This window comes from Pandoraea apista, from assembly GCF_001465595.2.
Taxonomy (GTDB): domain Bacteria; phylum Pseudomonadota; class Gammaproteobacteria; order Burkholderiales; family Burkholderiaceae; genus Pandoraea; species Pandoraea apista.
On the sequence record NZ_CP013481.2, the window covers coordinates 2,389,917 to 2,416,250 of the forward strand.

A 26,334-nucleotide genomic window follows, 5' to 3' on the forward strand; every position below is an offset into this window, starting at 1 on the left:
TAACCGGTCCGGGAATTCCCGGACCGGTTTTTTCATGAGGTGTGTCATGAATGATGCGCGTCGTGCCGCGGTAAGGATCGCTACAGTTTGCGCTCTGGCGTGCGCAAGCGTGGCCGGGCACGCGCAGTATGCATCGGTGAATCTCGAGTCTTCGACTGGTGTACCGGCGGTCAAGAAGATGCGGTCGTTCAAATCGATGCACTACGTGAATCTGGTCCAGCAGGAATACGACTTCAGTTGTGGATCGGCAGCCTTGGCAACCCTGCTGCGTTATGGCTACGGGATCGATATTCCCGAGCCGGAAATGATCCAGAAAATGATGGTGTTTTCCAATCCGGAAACGGTCATCAAGAATGGCTTCTCGATGCTCGACATGAAGAAATTCGTGGAGACGCTTGGACTCGAGGGCCGCGGTTTCAAAGTTGACGTGAACGCGCTTTACGACCTGAAGATCCCGGTCATCGCGCTGATCGACGTCAACGGCTATCAACATTTCGTGGTCATCAAGGCAGCGAAGGACGGGCGCGTGTTCGTGTCTGATCCGGCGCTCGGCAATCGCATCATCGAGCAAGCCGATTTTGCCAAGCAGTGGAACGGCTTGGTGCTGGCGGTCATCGGCAAGCCGTTTATGGAGGATTCACCGCTGCTCAAAGGAAACGAATCCCTGGCGGCCAAGCTGCGCGACAGCGCGCTGGCGACCGGGACGTCACCGACCCCGATGGTGGATTTCGGCATCATCCGGGCGGACCTGTTTTGAGATCAGACCATCATGAACCGATATGTTCCGATGCTGGCAATCCCGCTGTTCGCGAGCGCGTTGCCGGCACTCGCGTCGAGCGTGGTGCCCGCAACATGGACGCCAGTGAGCGATGAAGTGCTCTCTCACGCGACAGGCAAATACGCGCAACAAAACATGATCACGGGCTTCCAGCTCGTAATGCAATCGCAATGGCAAATGCCGACCGGTGCGAGCCTCGCCGCCACCGGTGTGCTTGGCGTCAGTCAAGGGAGTTCCGGCGTGCAGGTGCAGACGGGGGCGGCGACGGGCATCATTCCCGGCCTCGTGAATGCGACCACGCCGCTTACGCTGAGTGTTTCGGGGGCGGGGAGCGTACTCGTGAATGGCGTCGCGCAGATTACGCAGGTTGCGGGTGATGCAAACAATGCGCTGAATAAAGCCACAATTCAGTTCGGCCCTGGGATATCGATCGCCACGCTGGTACCGGTCAGCGGGCAGGGCGCGAGCAATTCGCAGACAACGGTGGGTAATTTGAGTGCGAGCGTGGCCATTACGTCCGCAGGCATGCAAATCGCGCTCAATACGCCGAATGGCAATCTCGGCCAGAGCGTGGCTGGCGGCGCCGGGGCGGCGATGAACCAGATCATGCAGGTCGTGCAGGTCGCGGGTAACGCGCAGCAGGTCATGAACACGATGCAGTTGAACCTGCAAACGAGCCCGCTCACCTCGAATGCGCTGCGTCAGGTGGGAATTCAGAACGCCATGGCGAACATGATCGCCGTGCGTCGATGAAGTGAAGGGCAAGTGAAGTCACGGCGTCGTGCTGTGCACGCACGGTACGACGCCACCAACAGTATCCGGCACTCAAGTAACGCCGGGTACGATGAAAACTAGAATGTGGGGCGTCGCCGCTGCGGTAATTGCGGCGCACAAGAAGGTGATGCCGGCAGGGCCCGTGCAATGACCTATCGAGGTGGATGGCAACGGGTTTCGCACGCATTACCCCGCAGTCGAGCAGCAAGGACAACGTTGTAGGTAATACGTGTTTTGTTGGATTGCGCGCGGACGCCCGTCCGCACCTTTACCCGGGGGGGATCATGAACACTCACCGCTTTTTTCCCGTTGCCGCTATTCCGTTGGGGGTACTGCTTTTCACGCTATCGGCCCAGGCTCAGGAGCATACGAACCCATCGCCGGACGACCGTCTGCAAATGTTGATGGACATGGTCGACCGGCAGCAGCGGGAAATTTCTTCTCTGAAACAGCGCCTCACCGACATTGAGATGGCGCAACGCGGTCGTGGACTGACCGCATGGGACACTGCGCAGATTGCGCAGGTCTCACCCGGCGACGGTTCTGCCGCTGGCTCTGCAGGGACACCCGGCGGCGGCGCCGCCGGTGCTGCGGGTCCAACGAGCGCCGCGCCGATCGGTGAGACGCAGCAGATGCAAAAGAGCGAGAGCGAATCGCAGCGCACCCCGGCCGAAGAAGCCGTGGTGCAGGCGCAGCACGCGCCGCTGTTTGATCGCAAGCTCACGATCGATGCCGGTATCAGTTACAGCTACTACGACCGACGCCAGCTCGTGTTGAGCGGCTTCCTTGCGCTCGACGCCATTTTCCTCGGTCAATTGAACCTCGGCGAGACCAAAGCCAACGTGTGGACGTTCGACGTCAACACACGCTACGGCATCAGCGACCGGATGAGCGTGGCGTTCGACGTGCCGTACCTCTACCGCAATTCGGACTTCATTTCGGGCGGGGTGGGCGGCGCAGCGTCATCGATCAGCGACATCAGCAAGAACTCGGCAAATATCGGCGACGTGAATGCGTCTCTGTACTACCAAATCGTCAAGGAGAACGCGAACTGGCCCGATATCGTGGCGTCGTTCCGCGTGACCGCGCCAACCGGTACTTCGCCGTTCGGTATCAAGCTCGGTACGCCCGATCCGACCAACAACAACCTGACGACGCCTTCGCGTCTGCCGACGGGGAACGGGATCTGGGCGTTCACGGCCGGCCTGTCGTTCCTGCGCACTTACGATCCGATCGTGTTGTTCGCGAATGTGGCCTATACGTACAACGTGGCTCGCTCGTTCGACGATATCTCGACCATCGAAGGCACGACGCAACCCGCGAAGGTCAAGTTGGGCGACATCGTTCAGGTGGGCGCGGGGATGGCGTTGGCGCTCAACGACAAGACTGCGTTGTCGATCTCGTACTCGACGGCGATCTCTCGTGCGACGAAAACGGCTACGCCGGGTGGCCCGTGGACCACCGTGGCGGGCAGTACGACGAACGCGGCATCGCTCAACTTCGGTATCAATTACGCGATCAACAAGCATTGGACCGTTAACGGTTACGTCAACGCCGGCATGTCGCCGGATGCGCCGAACTATGTGATCGGTCTGCGCTTCCCGTACACGTTCTGATCGCGCGTGCGGCGCGTAGTCTGGCAGGACAAGGCAGGGCAAAAGCGACCTGCGCGTCACCCGGATCGGTGGCGCGCAGCATCACTGGGGAAGGGAACGTGAGAGCGAGGTTGAAGACGCGGCGGCGGTGTTTGCTGTGTCAGACCTGTCGGTGCTTTCCGTCCGGCGACTCAGTGCGAAATGCCGGCGGGAAGGCGGCCGGCGCTGGCGTTGACTTTCAGGCTTGTCGTCTGCAATCCCGATGCCAGGGACGAGGGCGAGTTAGGAGAGTACGACGACATCGAGACGGCCGGCGCGGGTTGCCCCGGCAATCTCATCGTTGCCTGAGTGGGTTTGGGTGCGGGCGCAGGCGGAATCACTTCGTCCCATAGACGAACGTTGTTGGCGACAGTGGTGGTTGTGTTTGTCGCATTGACGGGCACGGCCGTGGCAGGCGCCACGCCGGACAGATTGGCGACGACACTGTGCTGAAAGTTCGCCGCGCGTGTGCTGGCGAGCAACGCGTCGCTTACGCTGGCAGACACTCCGGCGCCACCGGTAATGTCGGCCTGTGCGGCACTTGCAAAGCATGCAGCCGCCAGACAAAACATGGCACTGCGCGTCGTCTTGACGGTGATTCTGATCATGGCGTGCCCCCCGGCCTCCGCGTGCTGTTCGCTCAGCACTGCTTGTATTCTATTGCGCGATTTGAGAAAGGAAAGGGGAAAAAGTAATAGCGGAATTTCCGAAATTTGAGTAAATAATTTACGCAGATTGCGGTTTGTCGCACGGAGGCAACAATGATAGGCGTCTCCTAGGCCGAGACGTGCCGTCATGCGGGCTTCGCGCGTAAACTGAGCCGAGAGCGAGGTGACGCCTGATGCGTAAAAGATGACGAATGCTGGAGGATTTCCTCGGTTTTCGTTACGGCGATGGGGATGATTGTTATTTCCCGGGCCGACAAACAAAGCATGCGACGGGCGTGACAAGAAAAAGCGGGGGACGGCGGCACGAAAGTGCTGACCGGAACGACAGGGGAAACCATGCGTGTGCTGGTCGTGGGTGAGGCTGCTACCTGGCTGAGCGGCCTGCAAGTCGCGTTGCAGATCGAAGCGAACGCGACACCGCCGGTCTTGCGTCACGTCGACGATGTGAGCGTGCAAGACTGGGTTTGGTTGCGCGAATTGCCGTCGCGTCGCGCGCTCGTACTCGAAGAGTCCGTGGCCCGAACGCCTGCTGTCGACACCTTGTGTGCGATGGCGGCCGAATGCGTGCCGGCGGTACCCGTCATTGTCATCGGCGATGCGGGTTTTCCCGATGAGATCATTCGCTGGTTGCAGGCAGGCGTTGCCGCATGCCTGCCATGGCCGAGTTCGGTCGCACGAATTCGTTCGGTTTTCGACCTTGTGTTCGCGGGCGGCCGATTCGTGCCGGACGAGGCGCTCTCGGCGTTACTTGTCCTCTGGCGGCAGGAGGCCATGGGCGAGGCTTTGCCACTCTCGCGTCTGCCGGTATTTCCGCTGGGTGGCGACAAGGCGACACAACTGGCCGAGTCGGCGCTGCTCGGCATCTCTCAGCGGCAATACGAAATTCTCGCACTGCTATCGCGCGGTTTATCCATCAAAACAATCTGCCAGCAACTGGTGATTTCCGAGGGAACCGCCAAGACGCACGTGTCTGCCTTGTACCGCCGGCTTGGCGCGCGCAATCGCGGCGAGGCGATCTATATTGCGGCGCAGCGCGGCGCGCGTCATCTGTTCGAGACATGAAGTCTTGCGGAATCTTCGGCGTGCCGGTGGATAGGACTTCGGCGCGACTTGATTCGGAACTTTCCGGGATTCGCGGCGAGGTTATTGGCCGATAGTCCACTGTCGAATTACTATACGAACTTCATTTGCCACCCATTTGTACCGGCGCTACCCGCCGGTGGCGTCTCGAAGTCGACGGCGATGGCCATCGACGAGGCACAGGAGTCCACGCGTTGTCCAAGTCGTCCAAGCCGTTTGAATCCGCATCGCCGCAAGGTCCTGCCACGACGTCTACGGCATCCGCTGCCGGACCGTCTTCCGAAACTTCCGCTTCGCCTTCCGCCAGTGGCGCCGGTTTGCCCACCCGGGGTGCCCTCGCAGGTGTGAAGGTTCTTGAACTCGGCACACTCATCGCCGGCCCGTTCGCCGCGCGCATGCTGGGCGAGTTCGGGGCCGAAGTCATCAAGATCGAAGATCCGCAGCACGGCGATCCGCTGCGCAAGTGGCGCAAGTTGCATCCCGATGCCGGTGGCACGTCGCTCTGGTGGGCGGTGCAGGCTCGCAACAAAAAATCGGTGACGATCAATCTCAAGTCCCCCGAGGGGCAGGAGATTGTGCGCAAGCTCGCTGCGCAAGCCGACATCGTGGTCGAGAATTTCCGCCCGGGGCTGCTTGAGCGTTTCGGGTTGGGCTATGAGCAACTGTCGGCCGAGAATCCGGGACTTGTGATGGTGCGTCTGTCGGGGTATGGGCAGACGGGACCGTACCGTGACCGGCCCGGCTTCGGGGCGATTGCCGAGTCAATGGGCGGACTGCGTCATATCACGGGCTACCCGGATTTGCCGCCGCCACGCATCGGCATCTCCATCGGAGATTCCATCGCAGCGCTGCACGGCGTGATCGGCGCGATGATGGCGCTGCATCACCGCAATGTGAACGGCGGGCGAGGGCAGGTGGTCGATGTCGCGCTGTACGAGGCTGTATTTAATCTGATGGAAAGCGTTGTACCGGAGTACAGCGTGGCCGGCATGGTGCGTGAGCGCACGGGGGCGTCGTTGCCCGGCATCGTGCCGTCGAATACCTATCCCTGTGCCGACGGCATGATTGTCGTCGGCGGCAACAGCGATCCGATCTTCAAGCGCCTGATGCACGCCATCGGGCGGTCCGATCTCGCTGAAGATCCCGCGCTTGCGCATAACGACGGCCGTGTGCCGCGCACGCAGGAAATCGACGAGGCGATCGGTCGCTGGACGCGTGAGCGCCCCATCGACGAGGCGCTCGCTGTGCTGCAGGGGGCCGATGTGCCAGCGAGCCGCATCTACACCGTTGCCGATATGTTCAAGGACCCGCAGTTCATCGCGCGTCAGATGATCCAGCGACACACGTTCCCGGACGGCACGCCTATCGAGTTGCCGAACGTCACGCCGAAGCTCTCGGAGACGCCGGGACAGACACAATGGCTCGGCCCGGAACTCGGTGCGCACACGGACGAAGTGCTTGGGCAACTGGGTTATGATGCCGGGCAAATCAAAGCCCTGCGCGAGGGCGGCGTCATTTGAACCGACATGATCTTGCGCAGGAGCACGGGGCGCGGCGTTCGCCGTGATCCGTGAATACAAAGCACGTCAAATATAGAAAGAACGCTGCAACCAAGGAGACACACACCATGCAAAGACGTCAGTTCGTCACGGCACTGGCCGCCACCGGCCTGATCGGCGCGGGCATTCGCCCCGGCTTCGCTCAAGCCAAGCTCGAAAAGACCAAGATCGCGATTGCCGTCGGCGGCAAAAACCTCTTCTACTATCTGCCGCTCACGATTGCAGAACGTCTGAATTACTTCAAGGATGAAGGGCTCGACGTCGAGATCTCTGACTTCGCCGGTGGCTCGAAAGCATTGCAAGCCCTTGTCGGTGGTAGCGCCGACGTGGTGTCGGGCGCCTATGAGCACACGATTCTGTTGCAGGCGAAAAACCAGTACATCCGTGCGTTTGTCCTGCAGGGGCGTGCGCCGCAGATCGTCTTCGGTGTGTCGAACAAGACCCTGCCGAACTACAAGTCGTTGGCCGACCTGCGTGGTAAGAAAATCGGCGTGACCGCCCCGGGGTCGTCGACGAACATCATGGCGAACTTCGTGCTCGCCAAGGGCGGTGTCAAGCCCAATGAGGTGGCGTTCGTCGGTGTCGGCGCGTCGTCCGGTGCGCTCGCCGCGATTCGGTCAGGCAATATCGACGCCATCGTCAACCTCGATCCGGTCATTACCATGCTGGAACGCGACAAGGAGATCCGTGTGATCTCGGACACCCGCACGCTCAAGGAAACGGTGTCGGTGTTTGGCGGGAACATGCCGGCTGGGTGCCTGTACACGAACGAATCGTTCATTCAGAAGAATCCGAATACCACTCAGGCGCTCACCAACGCCATGGTGCGTGCGCTGCGTTGGCTTCAGACGGCAGGGCCGTCGGACCTCATCAAGACGGTGCCCGACGCCTATCTGTTGGGTGACCGCGCACTCTACCTGGACGCGTGGAGCCGCGTGAAGGAAGCCATTTCGCCGGACGGCCTGATTCCCGCCGATGGCCCGGCTACCGCGCTGCGCACGTTGCAGGCGTTCGATGAGACGGTCAAGGGTAAGTCGATCGACCTGTCGAAGACGTTCACCAACGAGTTCACGAAGAAGGCCGACGCCAAGTACAAATGATGACTGCGCCGGCTCTCAGTTTTGACAATATTTCGTGTACGTTCGTTGCGCGAGACGATCGTTCGAAGCGTTACACGGCGGTCGCCGAAACATCGCTCGACATTGCGCCGGGCGAGTTCGTCTCGGTCGTCGGCCCGACCGGGTGTGGCAAGTCGACGCTGCTCAATGTCGCTGCCGGCCTGCTGGCGCCGTCGTCCGGCACGGTCAAGGTGTTCGGCGAAACGCTCAAGGGTATCAATTCGCGCGCCGGCTATATGTTTCAGGCCGAAGCGTTGATGCCCTGGCGTAATGCGATCGACAACGTGACTGCGGGTCTCGAGTTTCGTGGCGTGACGCCCGAGGAGGCGTCGGCGCGTGGGAATGAGTGGCTCAAGCGCGTGGGGCTGGGCGGGTTCGGCGACCGATACCCGCATCAGCTCTCGGGCGGCATGCGCAAGCGTGTTGCCATGGCGCAGACGCTGATTCTCGATCCGGACATCATCTTGATGGACGAACCGTTCTCTGCGCTCGATATCCAGACGCGTCAGCTCATGGAGAACGAGTTGCTCGAGTTATGGGCTGCCAAGCGCCGTGCGGTGCTCTTCATCACCCACGATCTGGACGAGGCGATTGCGCTGTCTGACCGTGTCGTGGTGCTTGCCGCAGGGCCGGGCACGCACCCCATCGGGGAGTTTCGCATCGATCTGCCGCGTCCGCGAGATGTGGCGGAGATTCGGAATCATCCGCGCTTTACCGAATTGCATGCTCAGATTTGGGACGTGTTGCGCGAAGAAGTGCTCAAGGGCTATGCACAACAGTTAAAGGCAGTCTGATCGTCATGTGCCAAATCGCAGGCTTTCTGATGGGCGTGTGCGGCTGGTTCGGCTGGCTGGACTGGATGGAATGGTTCAGTTTGCCAGATGAACTTGGCTTGTTCGATTGGCCCGTCTGAGTTGCCCGATGGCTCGTCTGATATTCCCGGAATTCGTTCGTCATGCGTAATCGTTCGATCATGCGGCACTTGCGGTTGTGGCAGTGGCTGCTGCTGGTAGTGGGGTTTCTCGTCTGGTACGTGCTCACGAGCCCGACACTGTTGCCCGCGTTTTATTTCGACAGCCCCGACAAGGCGGCTTTCTTCTTTGGGGAGCCGCAGAAGGTGCTGCTCCAGATCTGGCAATGGTTCGCCAGTGGGGAGATTTATCTTCATCTCGGCGTCACGCTGCTCGAGACGGTGCTCGCCTTCGCGATCGGTACCGTGTTCGGGTTGGCTGTGGGGCTGTGGCTGGCACTCTCGCCAAGCGCGGGCGCGCTGCTCGATCCTTACATCAAGGCAGCCAATTCGATGCCTCGCGTGATCCTGGCGCCGATCTTCGGCGTGTGGTTCGGGCTCGGCATCTGGTCGAAAGTCGCGCTGGGCGTGACGCTGGTGTTCTTCATCGTGTTCTTCAACGTCTATCAGGGCGTGAAGGAGGTGAGTCCGGTCGTGCTGGCAAATGCACGTATGCTGGGGGCGAATCAGCGCCAGTTGTTGCGGCGGGTGTATTTGCCGAGCGCCACCAGTTGGGTGTTCTCCAGTCTGCACAACTCGGTCGGGCTCGCGTTCGTTGGGGCTGTCGTCGGGGAATACCTCGGCTCGGCGCGCGGCGTGGGCTATCTGATTCTGCAAGCAGAAGGGACTTTCGACATCAACGCGGTCATTGCCGGGGTGCTGATCCTGACAGCGTTCGCGCTAGTGCTCGATGGGCTTGTCGGTGTCGTTGAGCGGCGGTTGCTGGTCTGGCAGCCGCAAGCTGGAGAGACTGAGAAGATGTAACCGTGAATCGGGTAGTTCGCCGGCGGCCATATTGCAGGATTGCTATCGGGCCGCCGGCGGCCGTGACCGATCGGCGGCAAATTCGTGGCAGGGCCCTGGCAATCTTGCCCGTGCCGTGCCCCGGCAGGGGCGCGATCGATACCCTCATGGCGTCGTCATGGCGTCATATCCGAGCACCTTTCCTCGGTTACAATTGCCGCATGCGAATCCTGCTCAGCAACGACGATGGGTATCAGGCGCCAGGCCTGGCCGCGCTATATGAAGCGCTGGCACCGCTTGGCGACATTACCGTGGTGGCGCCCGAACAGAACTGTAGCGGTGCGTCCAATTCTCTGACCCTGCAACGACCGCTTTCGGTGTTCAAAGCGGGCAACGGTTTCACGTTCATCAACGGCACGCCGACCGACTGCGTGCATGTGGCGCTGACCGGGCTGCTCGACGAGCGGCCCGATATCGTTGTCTCCGGGATCAACAACGGTCAGAACATGGGCGAAGACACGCTGTATTCCGGTACTGTAGCAGCGGCCACCGAAGGTTTCCTCTTCGGCATTCCCTCGTTCGCGTTCTCGCAGGTCAACAAAGGCTGGGACCATCTGGAAAGTGCCGCGCGCGTGGCGCGCGAGATTGTCGAACGCTATATGGAGCGTCCGCTGGGGCACCCCTTCCTTTTGAATGTCAATATCCCCAATTTGCCTTACGACCGCCTGAAGGGCTCGCTTGCTACGCGTCTTGGGAAACGACACCAATCGCAACCGGTAATCCGTCAGGAAAATCCGCGAGGCGAAACGATTTACTGGATCGGTCCGGCCGGCGATGCTCGCGATAGCAGCGAAGGCACCGATTTCCACGCCGTGGCGCACGATTACGTCTCGGTCACCCCCTTGCAACTGGATCTCACGCATACCGCACGACTTGGCGTCGTGCACGATTGGCTGGCCAGCGCAGGGGTGGCCCAACGATGACGACACCGCCGAAGCGCTTTCCTCTTCCTCTGGCCGAAGTGATGGCCCGCCGGCAGCGCAAGGCGCCGGTACTCGACAAGGCGTCGCGGGCGAGTCCTGCCGGTGCGCCGCCTGCGGCAATGACGCGGGGGGCGGCGCCAACGAGCCAAGGGAACGGAAAGACACCGGCAAACGGGAGTCCTTCCGCCACGACGCATAATAGTTTGCGAGCGGCGTCCACCCCTATGGCAGGGGCCTCGGCCCGGCCAGGCGGTGCACACACGCCACACGCAGTCGTGCCGAAAGGACTTGCCAGACCGGCGTCTGCGCCGCATGCTCAACCCGCGCCGCATACCGCGAAAAGCGTACCCCGGCCCACGGTCAAGGTGACCGGTACCGCTGGCATGCAAAAGGGCAGTGCGGCCGGGCCGAAGAGCACGGTGCGCAGTTCGACGCACGGGAAGGTTTCGGCTGGCGGCACAGCGCGGGCTAACCTCTCGACCCTCGATCATTCGCCTGATGGCATCGGGCTGACGTCGGATCGGGTTCGGGCGCGAATGGCTGAACGCGTGGCAGCGTCGGGCGTCAAACATCCGGGCGTGCTGGCGGCGCTGGCGACCGTGCCGCGTCATGGGTTCGTCGATGCAGCGCTCGCGAATCAGGCCTATGAAGACGCCGCATTGCCGATCGGGCATGGACAGACGATTTCGAAGCCATCGGTCGTTGGGCGCATGATCGAGTTACTGCTCGCCGGCGGGCGTCCGCTGGAAAAGGTGCTGGAAATCGGCACGGGGTGTGGCTATCAGGCGGCAGTATTGTCATGCGTGGCGCGCGACGTGTATTCGATCGAGCGTGTTCGCCCGTTACATGAGCGGGCCAAAGCCAACCTGCGGCCCCTTCGGGTGCCCAATATTCGCTTGCATTACGGCGATGGGCGCTTGGGATTGCCCGCCGTTGCACCTTTTGACGGCATCGTGATCGCCGCCGCCGGACTGGAAATTCCGGACGCGCTGATCGACCAGCTCGCCGTCGGTGCGCGTCTCGTCGCTCCGGTGGGCGGCGAGCAACAGATTTTGACCCTCATCGAGCGCATCGGCGCGCGTCAGTGGCGCGAGACGCAGCTTGATAGGGTGTTATTCGTCCCCTTAAAATCGGGCATCATTTAAGCCCGTCGGGCCTATTCTGCGGAGGATTTGAGTGAATTTGCGAGCGGGTTTCCAACAACGCGTCGCCAGTGTCCTGTTGCTGAGCATGCTGGCAGCGTGCGCATCGCGACAAGTCGGGGCGCCGGTCGTTGACCGTACCGTAGGCGGTACGACGACCGACAGCAATGTGCCGGGCTCAGCGCCCGTCGTTGACAACACGCCGGTGCCGGCCGGATTTTATCGCGTCAAGCCGGGTGATCGCCTCTATCGCATCGCGCTGGAGAACGGTCAGAACTATCGCGACATTGCTCGCTGGAACAACATCCAGAACCCGGACCAGATTGAAGTCGGTCAGGTGCTGCGTGTGAAGCCGCCGGCAGGTGACACGGGTACGCCGTTGCCTGCACCGGTTGCGGGCACGCCGTCGTCTGCGAGCAACAATCCGGCATCGGTACCGCCGGTTGTCGTGCCACCTCCGGCCAGTTCATCCGCTTCGGCAGCACCGTCTGCCGTGTCGAGTGGCGAGTTGCAACTGTCGTGGCCGGCCAAGGGCAGCGTCGTGGGGCGTTTCGACGATTCGAAGAACAAGGGCCTGAATATTGCCGGTAACACTGGCGATCCCGTCTATGCGGCTGGCGCGGGTAAAGTGGTGTACTCGGGGGCGGGCCTGCGTGGCTACGGCAACCTAGTCATCATCAAGCACGATGCCACCTTCTTGACGGCGTATGCACACAACCGCACACTGTTGGTCAAGGAAGGCGACTCCGTTACGCGGGGTCAGAAAATTGCCGAAATGGGTAACTCGGATGCAGAACGTGTCATGCTGCACTTCGAGGTACGCCGCGACGGCAAGCCTGTAGATCCGATGAAGTATTTGCCGCCTCAATAAACTAGGCAGGGTCGAATGCTCAAGAGAAAGCGTCGTACTTCGCAAGAGGAAGACCTCGCTGCCCCGGAGAGCGATCAGGACGTTGACGATCGGCAATCCCGGCAGGACGAGGACGTGGACGACGCTTTCGACGAGCGCGAGGCGGAGGAGGATGACGCCTCGTCGCCCGACGCCGCCGAAGAGGGGGGCGGCACCGCCGCTACCGGCCGCAAGCGAAAATCTGCTGACGGCGACGACTTCGGCACAGTGCTGCAAGCCGAACTCACGGCCGATACCGTCCAGCACTATCTCAATCGCATCAGTGTCAAGCCGCTGCTGACCCCTGCGGAAGAACTCGATTACTCCACGCGCGCGCAGGCCGGCGAATTTGCCGCACGTCAGGTCATGATCGAGCGCAATCTGCGCCTCGTCGTCAGCATCGCCAAGGGCTATCTCAACCGCGGTGTGCCGTTGCTCGATCTGATCGAGGAGGGCAATCTGGGCCTGATGCATGCCATCGAGAAGTTCGACCCGGGCCGTGGTTTCCGCTTTTCTACGTATGCCACATGGTGGATTCGCCAGAGCATCGAACGCGCCATCATGAATCAGGCGCGCACGGTGCGTCTGCCGGTGCATGTCATTCGCGAACTCAATCAGGTGCTGCGCGCGAAGCGCCACCTGGAAAAGAGTGCCGCGTATGTCGATGGTGGCGAGCAGCGCGATGCGCGCATTGAGGATATTGCCGATTTGACCGGCAAGACGCCTGAGGAGATTACCGACATCCTCGCGCTCAACGAGCATGTGGCGTCGCTCGATGCGCCGCTCGAAATCGATCCTGGCAGCAGCCTGCTCGACCTGCTTTCCGACGATCACAGTCAGGCACCCGAGCAAGAGGTGCAGCACCGGGAGCTGGAAGACCTCATGCGTCTGTGGCTTTCGCGACTGTCCACCAAGCATCGTTATGTTATCGAGCGCCGGTTCGGTCTCAATCGCGTGGAACCCGCCACGCTCGAGGAACTGGCCGACGAAATGGGACTGACCCGTGAGCGTGTGCGTCAGATCCAGCAAGAGGCGCTTGTCAAACTCAAGCGTTATTTCGCGTCGAACGGCGTACGTAAAGACGCCGTACTCTGATGGGCGTCGGCAACTGATGCCATGCGCAGTGTTGAGTGCGAGCTGGCAGTAGTCCGATACAGTATTCCGACGCTCGCTGATCCTTTCTTCAGATTTTCATCATGCCATCTCCCGTACTTGTCTTCGACATTGAAACGATTCCCGACGTTGACGGCCTGCGCAAGCTGGAACCCGCCTATGCCGGACTCTCTGACGATGCCGTTGCCGAAGCCGCCTTTGCGGCCCGTCGGGAAAAGGTGGGGCACGACTTCCTGCCGTTGCACCTGCATCGCGTCGCTGCGATCTCCTGTGTGTTCCGCGATCGCGACGGTTTTCGAGTGAAATCGCTCGGCACCCTCGACGATGGAGAGGGATCGCTCGTTTCCGGTTTCTATCGCACCATCGAAAAGTACGCGCCGCAGATCGTGTCATGGAATGGCGGCGGATTCGATCTGCCGGTGTTGCATTACCGCGCGATGATTCACGGTATTGCCGCGCCGCGCTATTGGGACATGGGCGAGGACGATCGCGAGTTCAAGTGGAATAACTACATCAGCCGCTATCATCAGCGCCATCTGGATTTGATGGATTTGCTGGCGATGTATCAGGCGCGCGCGAATGCGCCACTCGACGATCTGGCGAAGCTGTGCGGGTTTCCCGGCAAGCTCGGCATGGATGGCAGCAAGGTCTGGGAAGCTTATCGCGACGGCAAGCTCGAAGAGATTCGCAACTATTGCGAAACGGACGTCGTGAATACCTATCTCGTCTACTGCCGCTACCAATTGATGCGGGGCGGTTTGCGTCAGGCGGAATACGATCAGGAAATCGAATTCGTGAAGCGCTCGCTCGAGCAGGAAGCGGCGCCACACTGGAAGGAGTACCTCGCCGCCTGGCGGTGATTTTGTCCATTTGCGACAAATGAGGCGGCGCCGCCCGTACCGGTTGCTGCATCAGGGGCGGGCGAATCGATTAAAATGCCGGGTTTGCTGTCGCATATGAGAACAAAGACGTGACCCGCTCCTCCCGAAACTCCTCGCGTAATCGGCCCGGCGCCGAGCCCGGCATCATCGATATCGAATCGCTCGACATGGAGGCGCGCGGCGTTGGCCGCACCGCGCCCGAGGGCGAGCCAGGTAGCCCGGAGTACAAGCCCGGTAAGGTGATTTTCGTCGAAGGTGCGCTGCCAGGCGAGCGCGTCACGTATCTCAGCTATCGGCGTAAGCCCAAGTTCGAACAGGCCGAAGCCGTCAACGTACTGCGCGCGAGCCCGATGCGTGCCAAGCCGCAATGCCCGCATTTCGGCAAATGTGGCGGGTGCTCGATGCAGCATCTTGAGCCGCGCGCGCAAATCGCGATCAAGCAACGCGTGCTGGAAGACAATTTGGCGCGTCTTGGCAAAGTGAAGGCCGAAGCCATGCTTCGCCCGATTCAGGGGCCGGACTGGGGATACCGATTCCGCGCACGTCTGACGGTGCGCTACGTGCCCAAGAAGGGCGGTGTTCTCATTGGTTTCCACGAGCGCAAGAGCAGCTACGTGGCCGATATGGATTCTTGCGAAGTGCTGCCGCGCCATGTGTCGGACATGCTGGTGCCGCTGCGGCGACTGGTTGAGTCGCTGTCGATTCGCGAGCGTCTGCCCCAAATCGAGTTGGCCATCGGCGCAGACGTGACTGCGCTCGTGCTGCGTATTCTCGAGCCCCTCACGCCGGCGGACGAAGATATCCTGCGCGCATTCGCTGACGCGAATCATGTGCAATTCTGGCTGCAAACGAAGGGGCCGGACACGGCTGTGCCGTTCTATCCGCTTGCGCCGGAGTTGCATTACACGCTCCCGGAATACCAGATTCGGATGCCGTTCAAGCCGACGGACTTCACTCAGGTCAATCATCAGATCAACCGGGTGCTCGTGCATCGGGCGCTGCGATTGCTGGCGCCGGAGGCGCATGAGCGCGTGCTGGATCTCTTCTGTGGTCTGGGTAACTTCACGTTGCCGCTGGCGCGTCGTGCAGGGACGGTCATGGGTATCGAAGGCAGCACAACGCTGACCGAGCGCGCGCTCGCCAATGCGCAGCGCAATGGTGTGGCGGACCGCACTGAATTCGCTTGCCGGAATCTGTTCGATATCACGCCGGACGACATTCGTGCCCTGGGCGCTTTCGATCGTTACCTGATCGATCCGCCGCGCGAGGGTGCATTGGCGGTGTCGAAGGCGCTGGCGGAATTGGCGCAGCAGGGGTATGAAGGTCTGCCCAAACGTATCGTCTACGTTTCTTGCAGCCCCGCAACGCTCGCCCGAGATGCCGGATTGCTCGTGCACGAGGCGGGATATCGCCTGACGCTCGCGGGGGTGGTGAACATGTTCCCGCACACGTCACATGTCGAGTCGATGGCGGTATTCGAACATGAGAGCATCGGCCAGCCCTGGGTGCCGCGCGTGCGAGTCTCTGAATCTGGTGACACCGATGAGAATGAGGTGGACGAAGGCGTTGAGGCGGTTGCCGGGGCCGTGGATGGCGACGGCGTGATTCACGAAGGCGTTTGACCGCTCGTGTGATAGGTGTCCGGCCGCCGACTTCGCAGACTAAGTGTGTTAGGGGGGCGGTTGGCTGGGGCGTCAAGTTGGATGCCCTGTGGTGGGGTGGAGACGAGACCATTCGACCAAGCGCCGCGTAAAGAAAAAGCCAGTCCCGAGGGACTGGCTTTTTTTATGTCTGATGGCGGAAGCGGATGCCCGCGTCGCCTAGGCAGACGCGTTAGTTGCGGTTGCCGCCCAGCACGCCGAGGATGGCGAGCAGGTTGGTGAAGATGTTGTACAGGTCAAGGTAAATCGCGAGCGTTGCCGTGACATAGTTCGTCTCGCCGCCGTTCACGACACGCTGCACGTCGAACAGGATATATGCGGAGAAGATAGCAATGGCAAGCACCGAGACCGTCAACATCAGCGCCGGCAGTTGCAGCCAGATATTGGCAACCGAGGCCAACAGGATCACGAGCACGCCCATGAACAGCCATTTGCCTAGTCCGCTGAAGTCACGCTTGCTGACCGTGGCGACGGTTGCCATCACGCCAAAAATCACGGCGGTTCCGCCGAACGCCAACATGATGAGCGATGCGCCGTTCGAGAACCCCAGCACGAAGCTCAGCAGGCGCGTCAGCATCAGGCCCATGAAGAACGTGAAGCCCAGCAACAGCGCCACACCCACGCCGCTATTCTTGAAGCGCTCGATGGCAAACATGAAGCCGAAAGCAATGGCGAGGAAAGCGATCACACTCACCATCGGGCTGCCGGCAAACAGCGAGAAGCCGTAATTCACGCCCAGCCAAGCCCCGGCAATCGTCGGCAGCATCGACAGGGCGAGCAGCCAGTACGTATTGCGCAGTACCTTGTTGCGCACTTGTACGGTCGTGGCGCCTTGCGTCCCGCCGTAGCCGAAACGTTGGAAATCCTGGTTCATATATTGTGTTCTCCGTGGTCGTTGTGCCCGCCGGCGGGGCCGGCAAGCGCCTCTTGACGCTTACGATGACCGGCGCTCGTTGCCGGTAAATCCCCGCAGCCGTTGGTCTGGCTTGTCGTCGAAGTCAAAGGATACCGAAAGACTCCCGGGAAAACGTTCAGACGATTCTCGAAATCTCGGGGCAAATGCCCGAATTTCAATGCGCTGAGACGTCTCCCGACCTTCCCATTTAGGTAAGGTGCCGGAATCACACCCTTTCGTCAACTTCCCGAAAAGCCGGATCGTCCCGGCCGTCCTGCGTTTGAGCGGTACGCGCACTGTAGGTTCCATCCCCATCATAACAGCCTTCGTGCTACAATTACGGGTTCATGTTGGTTATATAACTGCTTAATTTTTTGGAGTTTTTCATGGCAGTCGAACGCACTTTGTCGATTATCAAGCCCGATGCCGTTGCCAAGAACGTGATCGGCCAGATTTATAGCCGTTTCGAAGGCGCAGGCCTGAAGATCGCCGCTGCCAAGCTGGTGCATCTGTCGCGTGCTGAAGCCGAGCAGTTCTACAGCGTGCACAAGGAACGCCCGTTCTTCAAGGATCTGGTCGATTTCATGATCTCGGGTCCGGTCATGATTCAAGTGCTCGAAGGCGAAAACGCCATCGCGAAGAACCGCGAACTGATGGGCGCCACCGATCCGAAGAAGGCTGAGAAGGGCACGATCCGCGCCGATTTCGCCGACAGCATCGACGCAAACGCCGTGCATGGTTCGGACGCCGCCGAAACGGCTGCTGCCGAAGTGTCGTTCTTCTTCGCCGGTCTGAACGTCTACTCGCGTTAATACGCGTTTAGCCGCTCAATCGCAGGAAGATACCGAAGGGATGTTGACGGACCAAGGCCATGACCAACCTTACGAATCTGCTTGATTACGATCCGGACGGTCTGGCCGCCTATTGCGGCACGCTCGGTGAGAAGCCGTTCCGTGCGCGCCAGCTCCAGCGCTGGATTCACCAGATGGGTGCTGCCGATTTCGACGGCATGACCGATCTCGCCAAGTCGCTGCGCGAGAAGTTGCACACGCGTGCGACCATCGCTGCGCCGGCGGCCATCACCGACCATGTGTCGACCGATGGCACGCGCAAGTGGCTGCTGGACGTGGGCAACGGCAATGCCGTCGAGACCGTCTACATTCCCGAGGAGACGCGTGGCACGCTTTGCGTTTCATCGCAGGCGGGCTGCGCCGTCAACTGCCGGTTCTGTTCGACCGGTAAGCAGGGTTTCTCGCGCAATTTGTCGCTGGGCGAAATCATCGGTCAATTGTGGATGGCCGAATTCGCATTGCGTCGCGACCTTGGGCGTGAGGGCAAGAACGAGCGTGTCATCACCAACGTGGTGATGATGGGCATGGGCGAGCCGTTGCTCAACTTCGAGAATGTCGTGGGTGCCATGCGCCTGATGCTCGACGATAACGCCTACGGGCTGTCGCGTCGTCGTGTCACGCTGTCGACCTCCGGTGTTGTGCCAATGATGGACCGCCTGGGGCAGGAGTTGCCTGTGGCGCTGGCCGTCTCGCTACATGCGCCGAACGACGCCCTGCGCGATGTGCTCGTGCCGCTTAATAAGAAGTATCCGTTACGCGAACTGATGGGCGCGTGCGAGCGTTACCTTGAAGTGGCGCCGCGCGATTTCATCACGTTCGAGTACTGCATGCTCGACGGTGTGAACGACACCGAGGCGCATGCGCGCGAGCTTGTCGCACTGACCCGCGACGTGCCGTGCAAATTCAATCTGATCCCGTTCAATCCGTTTCCCGAATCCGGCCTGTTGCGCTCGAAAGATCCGCAGATCAAGCGATTTGCGCAAATTCTGCTCGACGCGGGGCTCGTGACGACCGTTCGCAAGACGCGTGGCGACGACATCGATGCCGCCTGTGGTCAGCTGGCCGGCGAGGTGCAAGATCGCACGCGGCTTGCGCAGCGCGGCAAATTCGGGAAAATCGCGGTCGAGGTGCGTACCGTATGAGGTTGCGCATGGGCGGGCGAGGACCGTGGCGAGGGCCGTCGGCCCCGCACGCGCCGTGCCGCTCGTCGGATCAGTCTCGCACTACAGCATTCCTTGCGCGAGGCGCGTTTCGTGCCTCGCGCGATTCCGTCAGTTCTTCGCTGAACCGTTCGATGCGCCGAGCAGATCTTCACGCCGCGCGCACGGGGGGTGAGGCAGTGAAACTGTCGCCAGCATATCCTCAGCCGCTGCGGGTGGCTGCTTACGAACGGGGGCGTATCGATGGATAACCAGAATCAGGCGGATGCAGGCGGGCAAGCCGGGGCCGAGGGCCAGGCATTGCCGCAGAGCGCGACCGCCGGATGGGCTGAGCTTGGGGCGCAGGTGGGTGCGCAACTGGCTGCATTGCGCGAGAAGCGCGGCATGTCGATCGAAGATGTGTCGGCGCGCCTGAAAGTCTCGGTGCTAAAGCTCAAGCGTCTTGAAGCCGGCGAGTGGAATGCCTTGCCGGAAATGCCGTTTATTCAGGGTGTCGTGCGCAGCTATGCGCGCATGCTCGGCGCCGATCCGGAACCGATGATCGAGCCGCTGCGCCGTTTTGGCCGCGCCGCTCCCATCGACATTCCGCAACCCCAGACGGGGCAGCCGAGTATTCCGAAGAGCCCGGTGCGCTTCCGCTCGCCGGTCGCTGCGTCGCAAGCCAAGTGGCCTTGGGCACTGGCCGCGCTCGTTGTGATCGCTGGTGCCGCCTGGTACTTCGGCAATGCCCACAAGCCGAGTCGTGGTTCGATCGAACCGGCAGAACTGGCCAGCGCTACGTCGGCACAGGGCGCGACAGACGCTGCCGAGCCGGCGAGTCAGCCGGTCGTGGCCGACGTCAATGGCACGCCGCCGGGGGCCGATGGTGCCAATGCCGTGAACAACGGCAATACGGAAGGTACGGTCAATAGCGCGTCAGCCAGTACTGCTGCCGCGGGCGCGGGGCTCATTGCTGCCGCCGATCCGACCCATGTGGTCGCCGGGCTGGCGGGCGCCAGCGCGGCCGCTGCGCCGGTCGTCGCGCCGTCGCCGAAGCCGGCCGACGCCAAGGCGTCCAGCGTGGGCGTGCCGGGTAATGGCAAGATTGCGTTGCGTCTGAAGTCGGATAGCTGGGTCGAAGTGCGTTCGAAGGACGGCAAAGTGCTGTTCTCCCAGTTGATGCGCGCAGGTGCCGAACAGGAAATTACGGGCGATGCGCCGCTCAAGATCGTTGTGGGTAACGTCGCGGGCGTCGAGTCGCTGGAATTCAACGGTCAACCGGTCGAGATCAAGTCCCGCAATGCGGGCAACGTGGCGCGTCTGACGCTCCAGTAAGACCGAAAGAGGGTAATCATGGCTTCTGTAGAATGCATGCCGATCATCGGCGGTCCGGCACCCCGCCGTCAGTCGCGTAAGGTCGCGATTCGCTGGGGCGGCCAGCTCGTGACGGTCGGTGGCGACTCGCCGATTCGCGTGCAATCGATGACCAATACCGATACGGAAGACGTCATCGGTACGGCCATTCAGGTCAAGGAACTGGCGCAAGCCGGTTCCGAGCTGGTCCGTATCACCGTGAATACGCCGGAAGCGGCCGCCGCCGTGCCGGCGATCCGCGATCAACTCGATCGCATGGGCGTGATGGTGCCGCTCGTTGGCGACTTTCACTACAACGGCCATAAGCTGCTTGCGGACTATCCGGATTGCGCCGAAGCACTGTCGAAGTACCGCATCAACCCGGGTAACGTCGGGCAAGGTGCAAAGCGCGATACGCAGTTCGCGCAAATGATCGAAATGGCGGTCAAGTACGACAAGCCGGTTCGTATCGGCGTGAACTGGGGCAGCCTGGATCAGTCGCTGCTCGCACGCATCATGGACGAGAATGCCGCCCGTGCCACGCCGTGGGACGCGCAGAGCGTGATGTACGAAGCGCTCATCACGTCGGCGCTGGAATCGGCTGAACTGGCCCAGCGCGTTGGGCTGCCGGCCGACAAGATCCTGCTTTCCTGCAAGGTGAGCGCGGTGCAGGATTTGATCGCCGTCTATCGCGAGTTGGCCAAACGTTGCGACTACGCGTTGCATCTGGGGCTGACCGAAGCCGGCATGGGGTCGAAGGGCATTGTGGCATCGACGGCCGCGCTGTCGGTGCTGTTGCAAGAAGGCATTGGCGACACGATCCGTATTTCGCTGACGCCGGAACCGGGTGGCGCGCGTACGGCCGAAGTTGTGGTGGCGCAGGAAATCCTGCAAACGATGGGCCTGCGCGCATTTGCGCCGATGGTCATCGCCTGCCCGGGTTGCGGCCGTACCACGAGTACCGTGTTTCAGGAGCTTGCCTCGAGTATTCAGACATATCTGCGTGAACAAATGCCGGTATGGAAGGCTCAATATCCGGGCGTCGAAAACATGAACGTCGCGGTGATGGGTTGCATCGTGAATGGCCCGGGGGAATCGAAGCACGCGAATATCGGCATCAGCTTGCCGGGTTCGGGCGAATCGCCGGCGGCGCCGGTCTTCGTCGATGGTGAAAAGGTGCGTACGCTGCGCGGCGATCATATCGCCGAAGAGTTCCAGCAGATCGTCGACGAGTACGTGAAGACGCGTTACGGTCAGGCCGAAGGGGCGGTTGCCGCGTAAGCAGGCAGGACACACAAGAGAATATGACTGACGCAAAGAAGAAGCGCCCCGCCAAACTGGCCGGGGTCAAAGGCATGAACGACATTCTTCCGCAGGAGGAAGCCCTGTGGGAGTTCTTCGAGGAATCGGTGCGCGCTATGTTGCGTGCGTACGGTTATCAGCAGATCCGTACGCCGATTCTCGAACATACGCAATTGTTCACGCGCGGTATCGGCGAAGTGACCGACATCGTCGAGAAGGAGATGTACAGCTTCACCGATGCTCTGAACGGCGAGCAACTGACGATGCGCCCCGAGGGGACCGCGGCCGCCGTTCGCGCAACGCTCGAGCACAACCTGCTGTACAGCGGGCCGAAGCGCCTGTGGTACTTCGGTCCGATGTTCCGCCACGAGAAACCGCAGCGCGGCCGCTATCGCCAATTCCACCAGGTGGGCGTTGAAGCGCTGGGCCTTGCCGGTCCGGATGCGGATGTGGAAATCATCCTGATGTGCCAGCGCCTGTGGGACGATCTCGGGCTGACGGGCATTCATCTGCAATTGAACTCGCTGGGGCAGGGCGAAGAGCGTGCACGCCATCGTGCCGATCTCATCGCCTATCTCGAGAAGCACGTTGACCTGCTCGATGAAGACGGCAAGCGCCGTCTCTATACGAACCCGCTGCGCGTACTCGATACGAAGAACCCGGCGATGCAGGAGATGGTCGAAGGGGCGCCGAAGCTCATCGACTACCTCGGAGAGGATTCGATCAGGCATTTCGAAGGCGTGCAGTCGCTGCTCAAAGCGAACAACATTCCGTTCACGATCAATCCGCGTCTGGTGCGCGGGCTCGATTACTACAATCTGACCGTGTTCGAATGGGTGACCGACAAGCTGGGTGCGCAAGGTACGGTCGCCGGTGGCGGCCGGTACGATCCGCTCGTCGAGCAACTTGGAGGTGACGCCACGCCGGCATGCGGTTGGGCCATGGGCGTTGAGCGCATTCTCGAATTGCTGCGCGAAGACGACCTCGTGCCGCAGGCCGAAGGCGCCGACGTCTATGTCGTGCACCAGGGCGAAGCAGCTGTTGCTCCTGCGCTGGTTGCGGCCGAGCGCATGCGCGACGCCGGGCTGAACGTCGTGTTCCATTGCAGCCCGGACGGCAAGGGCAGCAGCTTCAAGTCGCAAATGAAGCGCGCAGACGCAAGTGGTGCGAACTTCGCCGTGATCATCGGCGAAAACGAAGTGGCTTCGGGCACTGCCGTGGTCAAGCATCTGCGTGCCGCCGACCAGGCGAACAACCAGACCAGCGTGGCGTTTGACGGCCTCGCAGAGCATCTGATCGACGCAATCGTCGCCAGTGCCGACGAAAGCGTGAACGAAAGCCTGGCCGATGTCGGCGCGGGTAACGAAACCCTTCATTAATCGAAGACGCCAGACACGGAGAGCACCGGCGAATGAGCAGCTATCACGAGGAACAGGAACAGATCGAGAACGTAAAGGCCTGGTGGAAGCAGTACGGCAATTACGTTATCTGGACGCTGGTCGTCATCATGCTGGCCTATGGTGGCTGGAACCTTTGGCGCTATTACGATCGCAAGCAGACGGTCGAGGCGGGCGTGCTGTACGGCGAGCTTGAGAATGCCATCGACGCGAAGGACAAGGCAAAGGTTGCCCGTATCGCGTCGGACATGGAAAGCAAGTTCAGCGGCACGCCGTACGCGCAGATGACGGCGCTGCTTGCCGCCAAGTCGCTCGCGGACGCGGGGGATGCCGCGGGTTCGAAGGCGCAGTTGCAGTGGGCGGTGTCGAACGCGAAGGACGACGAGTACAAGCAACTGGCCAAACTGCGTCTGGCCGGCGTGCTGCTCGACGAGAAGGCGTATGACGAAGCGCTTAAGCTGCTCGACAATCCGCCTGCGTCGTATGCCGGCCTGTTCGCCGACCGTCGTGGCGACGTGCTGGTCGCGCAGAGCAAGGTGGCCGATGCGCGTACCGCGTACAAGCTGGCGCTCGAAAAGCTCGACAAGCAGGATTCGGGCATGCGTCAGTTCGTTCAGTTCAAGCTCGACGCGCTGGGGGCCTGACGCGCGTCGGCACTCCGTTGGCAAGTATTACCCTTCCATAACGCATAACCGGGTACATGATGATCCTTAACGACTTCCGTCGATCGATGCCGCAAACGATGGCCATGTCACAGTCCGTGCCGGCGTCGACACGCCGTGGCATTTTCAAGCGCGCAGGCAGTGTTGTGCTGACGCTGGCGGTGCTGGGTACGCTGGGGGGATGCGGAATTTTCGGCAGCAAGCCGGCGCACGAGCCGACGCCGCTCACGGAGATCAAGCAGGCGCTGACCGTCAAGCAGATCTGGACGGCAAGCGTTGGCAAGGCCGGCGCTTACAGCTTTGCACCGGTCGCGGTGGGCAATGCCGTGTTCGCCGCAGGCGCCAACGGCAGCATCGTGCGCGTGGACGCGGACACGGGGGCCTCGACATGGTCGGCCAAGGCGGATACGAACATTACCGCCGGCCCGGGCAGCGATGGCGAGACGACTGTCGTTGCGACCCACAAGGGTGACGTGATCGCGTTCGATCACGACGGCAAAGAAGCGTGGAAGGCCAACGCCGGAAGCGAAGTGCTGACGGCACCGCTGGTGGGCCGTGGGATCGTTGTCGTGCGCGCGATCAACAATCGCGTGACGGCGTTCGATTCGGGCACCGGGGCGGTGCGTTGGTCGTACTCGCAACCGACGTCGACGCTCACGCTGCGTACCGGCACGGGGATGACGTTCGTTGGCGACCGTGCTGTGGTGACGGGTTTCCCGGGCGGCAAGCTGGTGGCGCTCGATGCGAATACCGGCAACCCGCTGTGGATCACGCCGCTGTCGTTCCCGAAGGGTGTGACGGAAGTGGAGCGTGTGAACGACGTGACCGGCTCGCCGGTCGTGTTCGGGCGTCAGGTGTGCGGTGCGACGTTCCAGGGCCGTGTGGGGTGTGCCGATGTGCAGACCGGCAATGGCCTGTGGGCTCGCGATTTCTCGTCGCCGAACGGCGTGACGCAGGATGAGCGTGTGGTGGCGGCGGTGAATACCGACGGCGCTGTGTACGCATTCAACGCTGCCGATGGCAGTACACTGTGGCAGAACGACAAGCTCAAGTACCGCGACCTGTCGGCGCCGTTGGCGCTCGGCCGCGTGGTGGTAGTGGGCGACAAGCAGGGCTATCTGCATTTCCTGTCGCGTGACAACGGTGAGCTTCTGGCTCGTGTCAAGCTGAGCGGTGCGATCAGTGCGCAACCGATCCTTGCCGGCCAGACATTGGTTGTGCAAACGCGCGACGGCAACATCTACGGCTTCCGTCCGGAATAACCGGTTACCGGCAGCACCCGGGCATTTTCCGGGAACGGCCGGCAGCGCGCCGGCCGTCTTCGTTTTTAGGGCTTATTCATGAAACCCGTGATCGCGCTCGTAGGGCGCCCCAACGTCGGCAAATCGACGCTATTCAACCGTTTGACCCGCTCGCGCGACGCGCTCGTCGCCGACATGCCCGGGCTCACGCGCGACCGTCACTATGGCGAGGGGCGCGTTGGCGAGCATCCGTACTTGCTGATCGATACCGGTGGCTTCGAACCCGTTGCCAAGGAAGGCATCTTCCACGAAATGGCCAAGCAGACGCGCCAGGCCGTGGTCGAGGCCGACGTAGTGATCTATATCGTGGACGGGCGCCAGGGTCTCACGCCGCACGACCAGATCATTGCCGACTATCTGCGCAAGACGGGGCGCAAGATCATGCTCGTGGTCAATAAGGCCGAGGGCATGAAGTATTCGTCGGTCGCGAACGAATTCTACGAACTCGGTCTGGGCGACCCGCTCGCGATCTCGGCCGCGCACGGCGATGGTGTAAAGGAAGTCATCGACGAAGCCATCGCACCGTTCTATGCGAACGAAGACGAGAACGACGACGACAAGCAGAACGACGGACGGGTGAAGATCGCCATCGTGGGGCGTCCGAACGTTGGGAAATCGACGTTGGTCAACACGCTCCTCGGTGAAGAGCGCGTGATTGCTTTCGACATGCCGGGTACCACGCGCGATTCGATCCATATCGAGTTCGAGCGTCAGGGGCGCAACTATACGTTGATCGACACGGCTGGTTTGCGCCGTCGCGGCAAGGTATTCGAGGCCGTCGAGAAGTTTTCGGTGGTGAAAACGCTGCAATCGATCGCCGACGCGAACGTCGTGATCCTCATGCTCGATGCGCGTCAGGACATCTCGGATCAAGACGCACATATCGCTGGTTTCATCGTCGAATCGGGGCGTGCACTGGTCGTTGGCGTGAACAAGTGGGATGGACTGGACGAGTACACCCGTGAGCAGACCAAGCAGGAATTGGAGCGAAAGCTCAAGTTCCTCTCCTTTGCGAACTTTCACTTTGTTTCGGCCGCGAAGGCGACAGGCATTGGCCCGTTGATGCGTTCGGTGGACGAGGCGTATGCGGCGGCCATGAGCAAATTGCCGACGCCGAAGCTCACGAAGGCCCTCATCGAGGCGGTGGAGCACCAGCAACCGCGCCGTTCGGGGTTCTCCCGTCCGAAGCTGCGCTACGCACACCAAGGGGGCTCGAACCCGCCGATCATCGTCATTCACGGGAATAGTCTCGATGGTGTAACCGATACATATCGCCGTTACCTCGAGAACCGTTTCCGCGAAACTTTTAAGTTGAAGGGCACTCCATTACGCATAGAGTTCCGGAACAGCGCGAACCCTTACGCCAAGGGCGAGTGAAAGCCAGTCCAGGGCGGGGTTTTG

At 61.3% G+C, this 26,334-nt stretch carries 23 protein-coding genes and 1 pseudogene; 22 read left to right on the forward strand and 2 right to left on the reverse strand.

The features are described 5' to 3' along the window. The first annotated feature begins 46 nt into the window (after positions 1 to 46). From AT395_RS11130 to AT395_RS11140, 3 genes are all read left to right on the forward strand, one after another. On the forward strand, positions 47 to 757 hold the full coding sequence (locus tag AT395_RS11130) for a C39 family peptidase (RefSeq protein ID WP_042115535.1): 711 nt from the start codon (positions 47 to 49) through the stop codon (positions 755 to 757). A 12-nt stretch (positions 758 to 769) separates the two neighbouring features. Continuing rightward, positions 770 to 1,531, forward strand: coding sequence for a hypothetical protein (locus AT395_RS11135; protein ID WP_094068811.1), 762 nt, complete (start codon positions 770 to 772; stop codon positions 1,529 to 1,531). A 305-nt stretch (positions 1,532 to 1,836) separates the two neighbouring features. After that, positions 1,837 to 3,168: a hypothetical protein gene (locus tag AT395_RS11140; RefSeq protein ID WP_042118235.1), complete on the forward strand. Its 1,332-nt coding sequence runs from the start codon at positions 1,837 to 1,839 to the stop codon at positions 3,166 to 3,168. 170 nt (positions 3,169 to 3,338) lie between these two features. On the opposite strand, the gene AT395_RS11145 is transcribed toward AT395_RS11140, so the two are convergent. Continuing rightward, entirely contained in the window at positions 3,339 to 3,794 is a 456-nt protein-coding gene (locus AT395_RS11145; protein WP_042115537.1) for a hypothetical protein, read from the reverse strand. Positions 3,795 to 4,190: 396 nt separating this feature from the next. On the opposite strand from AT395_RS11145, the gene AT395_RS11150 reads away from it, so the two are divergent. The 11 genes and pseudogenes from AT395_RS11150 to rlmD all read left to right on the forward strand — a co-directional run. Continuing rightward, positions 4,191 to 4,916 carry a helix-turn-helix transcriptional regulator gene (locus tag AT395_RS11150; protein WP_048629252.1) on the forward strand — a complete coding sequence of 242 codons (726 nt, stop codon included), beginning with the start codon at positions 4,191 to 4,193 and terminating at the stop codon, positions 4,914 to 4,916. 335 nt (positions 4,917 to 5,251) lie between these two features. Beyond that, positions 5,252 to 6,454 (forward strand): CaiB/BaiF CoA transferase family protein, encoded by a 1,203-nt coding sequence (locus AT395_RS11155; protein WP_042115538.1) that lies wholly within the window; start codon positions 5,252 to 5,254, stop codon positions 6,452 to 6,454. 107 nt (positions 6,455 to 6,561) lie between these two features. Next, positions 6,562 to 7,593 carry an ABC transporter substrate-binding protein gene (locus tag AT395_RS11160; RefSeq protein WP_042115539.1) on the forward strand — a complete coding sequence of 344 codons (1,032 nt, stop codon included), beginning with the start codon at positions 6,562 to 6,564 and terminating at the stop codon, positions 7,591 to 7,593. Continuing rightward, positions 7,593 to 8,405 (forward strand): ABC transporter ATP-binding protein, encoded by an 813-nt coding sequence (locus tag AT395_RS11165; RefSeq protein ID WP_042118238.1) that lies wholly within the window; start codon positions 7,593 to 7,595, stop codon positions 8,403 to 8,405. Before AT395_RS11160 ends, AT395_RS11165 begins: the two co-directional genes overlap by 1 nt. A gap of 161 nt (positions 8,406 to 8,566) precedes the next feature. After that, complete coding sequence (locus AT395_RS11170) at positions 8,567 to 9,385, forward strand: ABC transporter permease (RefSeq protein WP_042115540.1); 819 nt, start codon at positions 8,567 to 8,569, stop codon at positions 9,383 to 9,385. A 200-nt stretch (positions 9,386 to 9,585) separates the two neighbouring features. Next, the gene (gene surE, locus AT395_RS11175; RefSeq protein WP_042118239.1) at positions 9,586 to 10,347 is read left to right on the forward strand and encodes a 5'/3'-nucleotidase SurE; all 762 of its coding nucleotides are present in this window, start codon (positions 9,586 to 9,588) and stop codon (positions 10,345 to 10,347) included. A 119-nt stretch (positions 10,348 to 10,466) separates the two neighbouring features. After that, entirely contained in the window at positions 10,467 to 11,492 is a 1,026-nt protein-coding gene (locus AT395_RS11180; RefSeq protein ID WP_376738387.1) for a protein-L-isoaspartate(D-aspartate) O-methyltransferase, read from the forward strand. Between the two features lie 85 nt (positions 11,493 to 11,577). Further along, the gene (locus AT395_RS11185) at positions 11,578 to 12,360 is read left to right on the forward strand and encodes a peptidoglycan DD-metalloendopeptidase family protein (protein WP_231606137.1); all 783 of its coding nucleotides are present in this window, start codon (positions 11,578 to 11,580) and stop codon (positions 12,358 to 12,360) included. Positions 12,361 to 12,375: 15 nt separating this feature from the next. Continuing rightward, positions 12,376 to 13,473, forward strand: a complete 1,098-nt coding sequence (gene rpoS, locus AT395_RS11190; protein ID WP_048629255.1) for an RNA polymerase sigma factor RpoS — start codon at positions 12,376 to 12,378, stop codon at positions 13,471 to 13,473. A 101-nt stretch (positions 13,474 to 13,574) separates the two neighbouring features. Beyond that, positions 13,575 to 14,351, forward strand: a complete 777-nt coding sequence (locus AT395_RS11195; RefSeq protein WP_042115543.1) for a 3'-5' exonuclease — start codon at positions 13,575 to 13,577, stop codon at positions 14,349 to 14,351. Positions 14,352 to 14,461: 110 nt separating this feature from the next. Further along, a pseudogene (rlmD, locus tag AT395_RS11200) lies at positions 14,462 to 15,859 on the forward strand (23S rRNA (uracil(1939)-C(5))-methyltransferase RlmD); the annotation flags it as partial. Between the two features lie 346 nt (positions 15,860 to 16,205). Here the strand turns inward: rlmD and AT395_RS11205 are convergent. Next, positions 16,206 to 16,907: a Bax inhibitor-1/YccA family protein gene (locus AT395_RS11205; protein ID WP_010807292.1), complete on the reverse strand. Its 702-nt coding sequence runs from the start codon at positions 16,905 to 16,907 to the stop codon at positions 16,206 to 16,208. A 407-nt stretch (positions 16,908 to 17,314) separates the two neighbouring features. Here AT395_RS11205 and ndk point away from each other — a divergent pair, with 407 nt between their 5' ends. The 8 genes from ndk (at position 17,315) to der (ending at position 26,310) form a co-directional block, all read left to right on the forward strand. Next, positions 17,315 to 17,740 carry a nucleoside-diphosphate kinase gene (ndk, locus tag AT395_RS11210; protein ID WP_042115545.1) on the forward strand — a complete coding sequence of 142 codons (426 nt, stop codon included), beginning with the start codon at positions 17,315 to 17,317 and terminating at the stop codon, positions 17,738 to 17,740. A gap of 59 nt (positions 17,741 to 17,799) precedes the next feature. Then, complete coding sequence (gene rlmN, locus AT395_RS11215; protein ID WP_048629257.1) at positions 17,800 to 18,921, forward strand: dual-specificity RNA methyltransferase RlmN; 1,122 nt, start codon at positions 17,800 to 17,802, stop codon at positions 18,919 to 18,921. A gap of 261 nt (positions 18,922 to 19,182) precedes the next feature. After that, positions 19,183 to 20,253: a helix-turn-helix domain-containing protein gene (locus AT395_RS11220; RefSeq protein WP_048629258.1), complete on the forward strand. Its 1,071-nt coding sequence runs from the start codon at positions 19,183 to 19,185 to the stop codon at positions 20,251 to 20,253. Between the two features lie 18 nt (positions 20,254 to 20,271). After that, positions 20,272 to 21,552 carry a flavodoxin-dependent (E)-4-hydroxy-3-methylbut-2-enyl-diphosphate synthase gene (ispG, locus tag AT395_RS11225; protein WP_042115548.1) on the forward strand — a complete coding sequence of 427 codons (1,281 nt, stop codon included), beginning with the start codon at positions 20,272 to 20,274 and terminating at the stop codon, positions 21,550 to 21,552. A gap of 23 nt (positions 21,553 to 21,575) precedes the next feature. Then, positions 21,576 to 22,952: a histidine--tRNA ligase gene (hisS, locus tag AT395_RS11230; protein ID WP_048629259.1), complete on the forward strand. Its 1,377-nt coding sequence runs from the start codon at positions 21,576 to 21,578 to the stop codon at positions 22,950 to 22,952. 32 nt (positions 22,953 to 22,984) lie between these two features. Then, positions 22,985 to 23,614, forward strand: a complete 630-nt coding sequence (locus tag AT395_RS11235; protein WP_042115550.1) for a YfgM family protein — start codon at positions 22,985 to 22,987, stop codon at positions 23,612 to 23,614. Between the two features lie 104 nt (positions 23,615 to 23,718). Then, entirely contained in the window at positions 23,719 to 24,894 is a 1,176-nt protein-coding gene (gene bamB, locus AT395_RS11240; protein ID WP_052765736.1) for an outer membrane protein assembly factor BamB, read from the forward strand. A gap of 78 nt (positions 24,895 to 24,972) precedes the next feature. Further along, positions 24,973 to 26,310 carry a ribosome biogenesis GTPase Der gene (gene der, locus AT395_RS11245; protein WP_042115551.1) on the forward strand — a complete coding sequence of 446 codons (1,338 nt, stop codon included), beginning with the start codon at positions 24,973 to 24,975 and terminating at the stop codon, positions 26,308 to 26,310. The last annotated feature ends 24 nt before the right edge of the window (positions 26,311 to 26,334 follow it).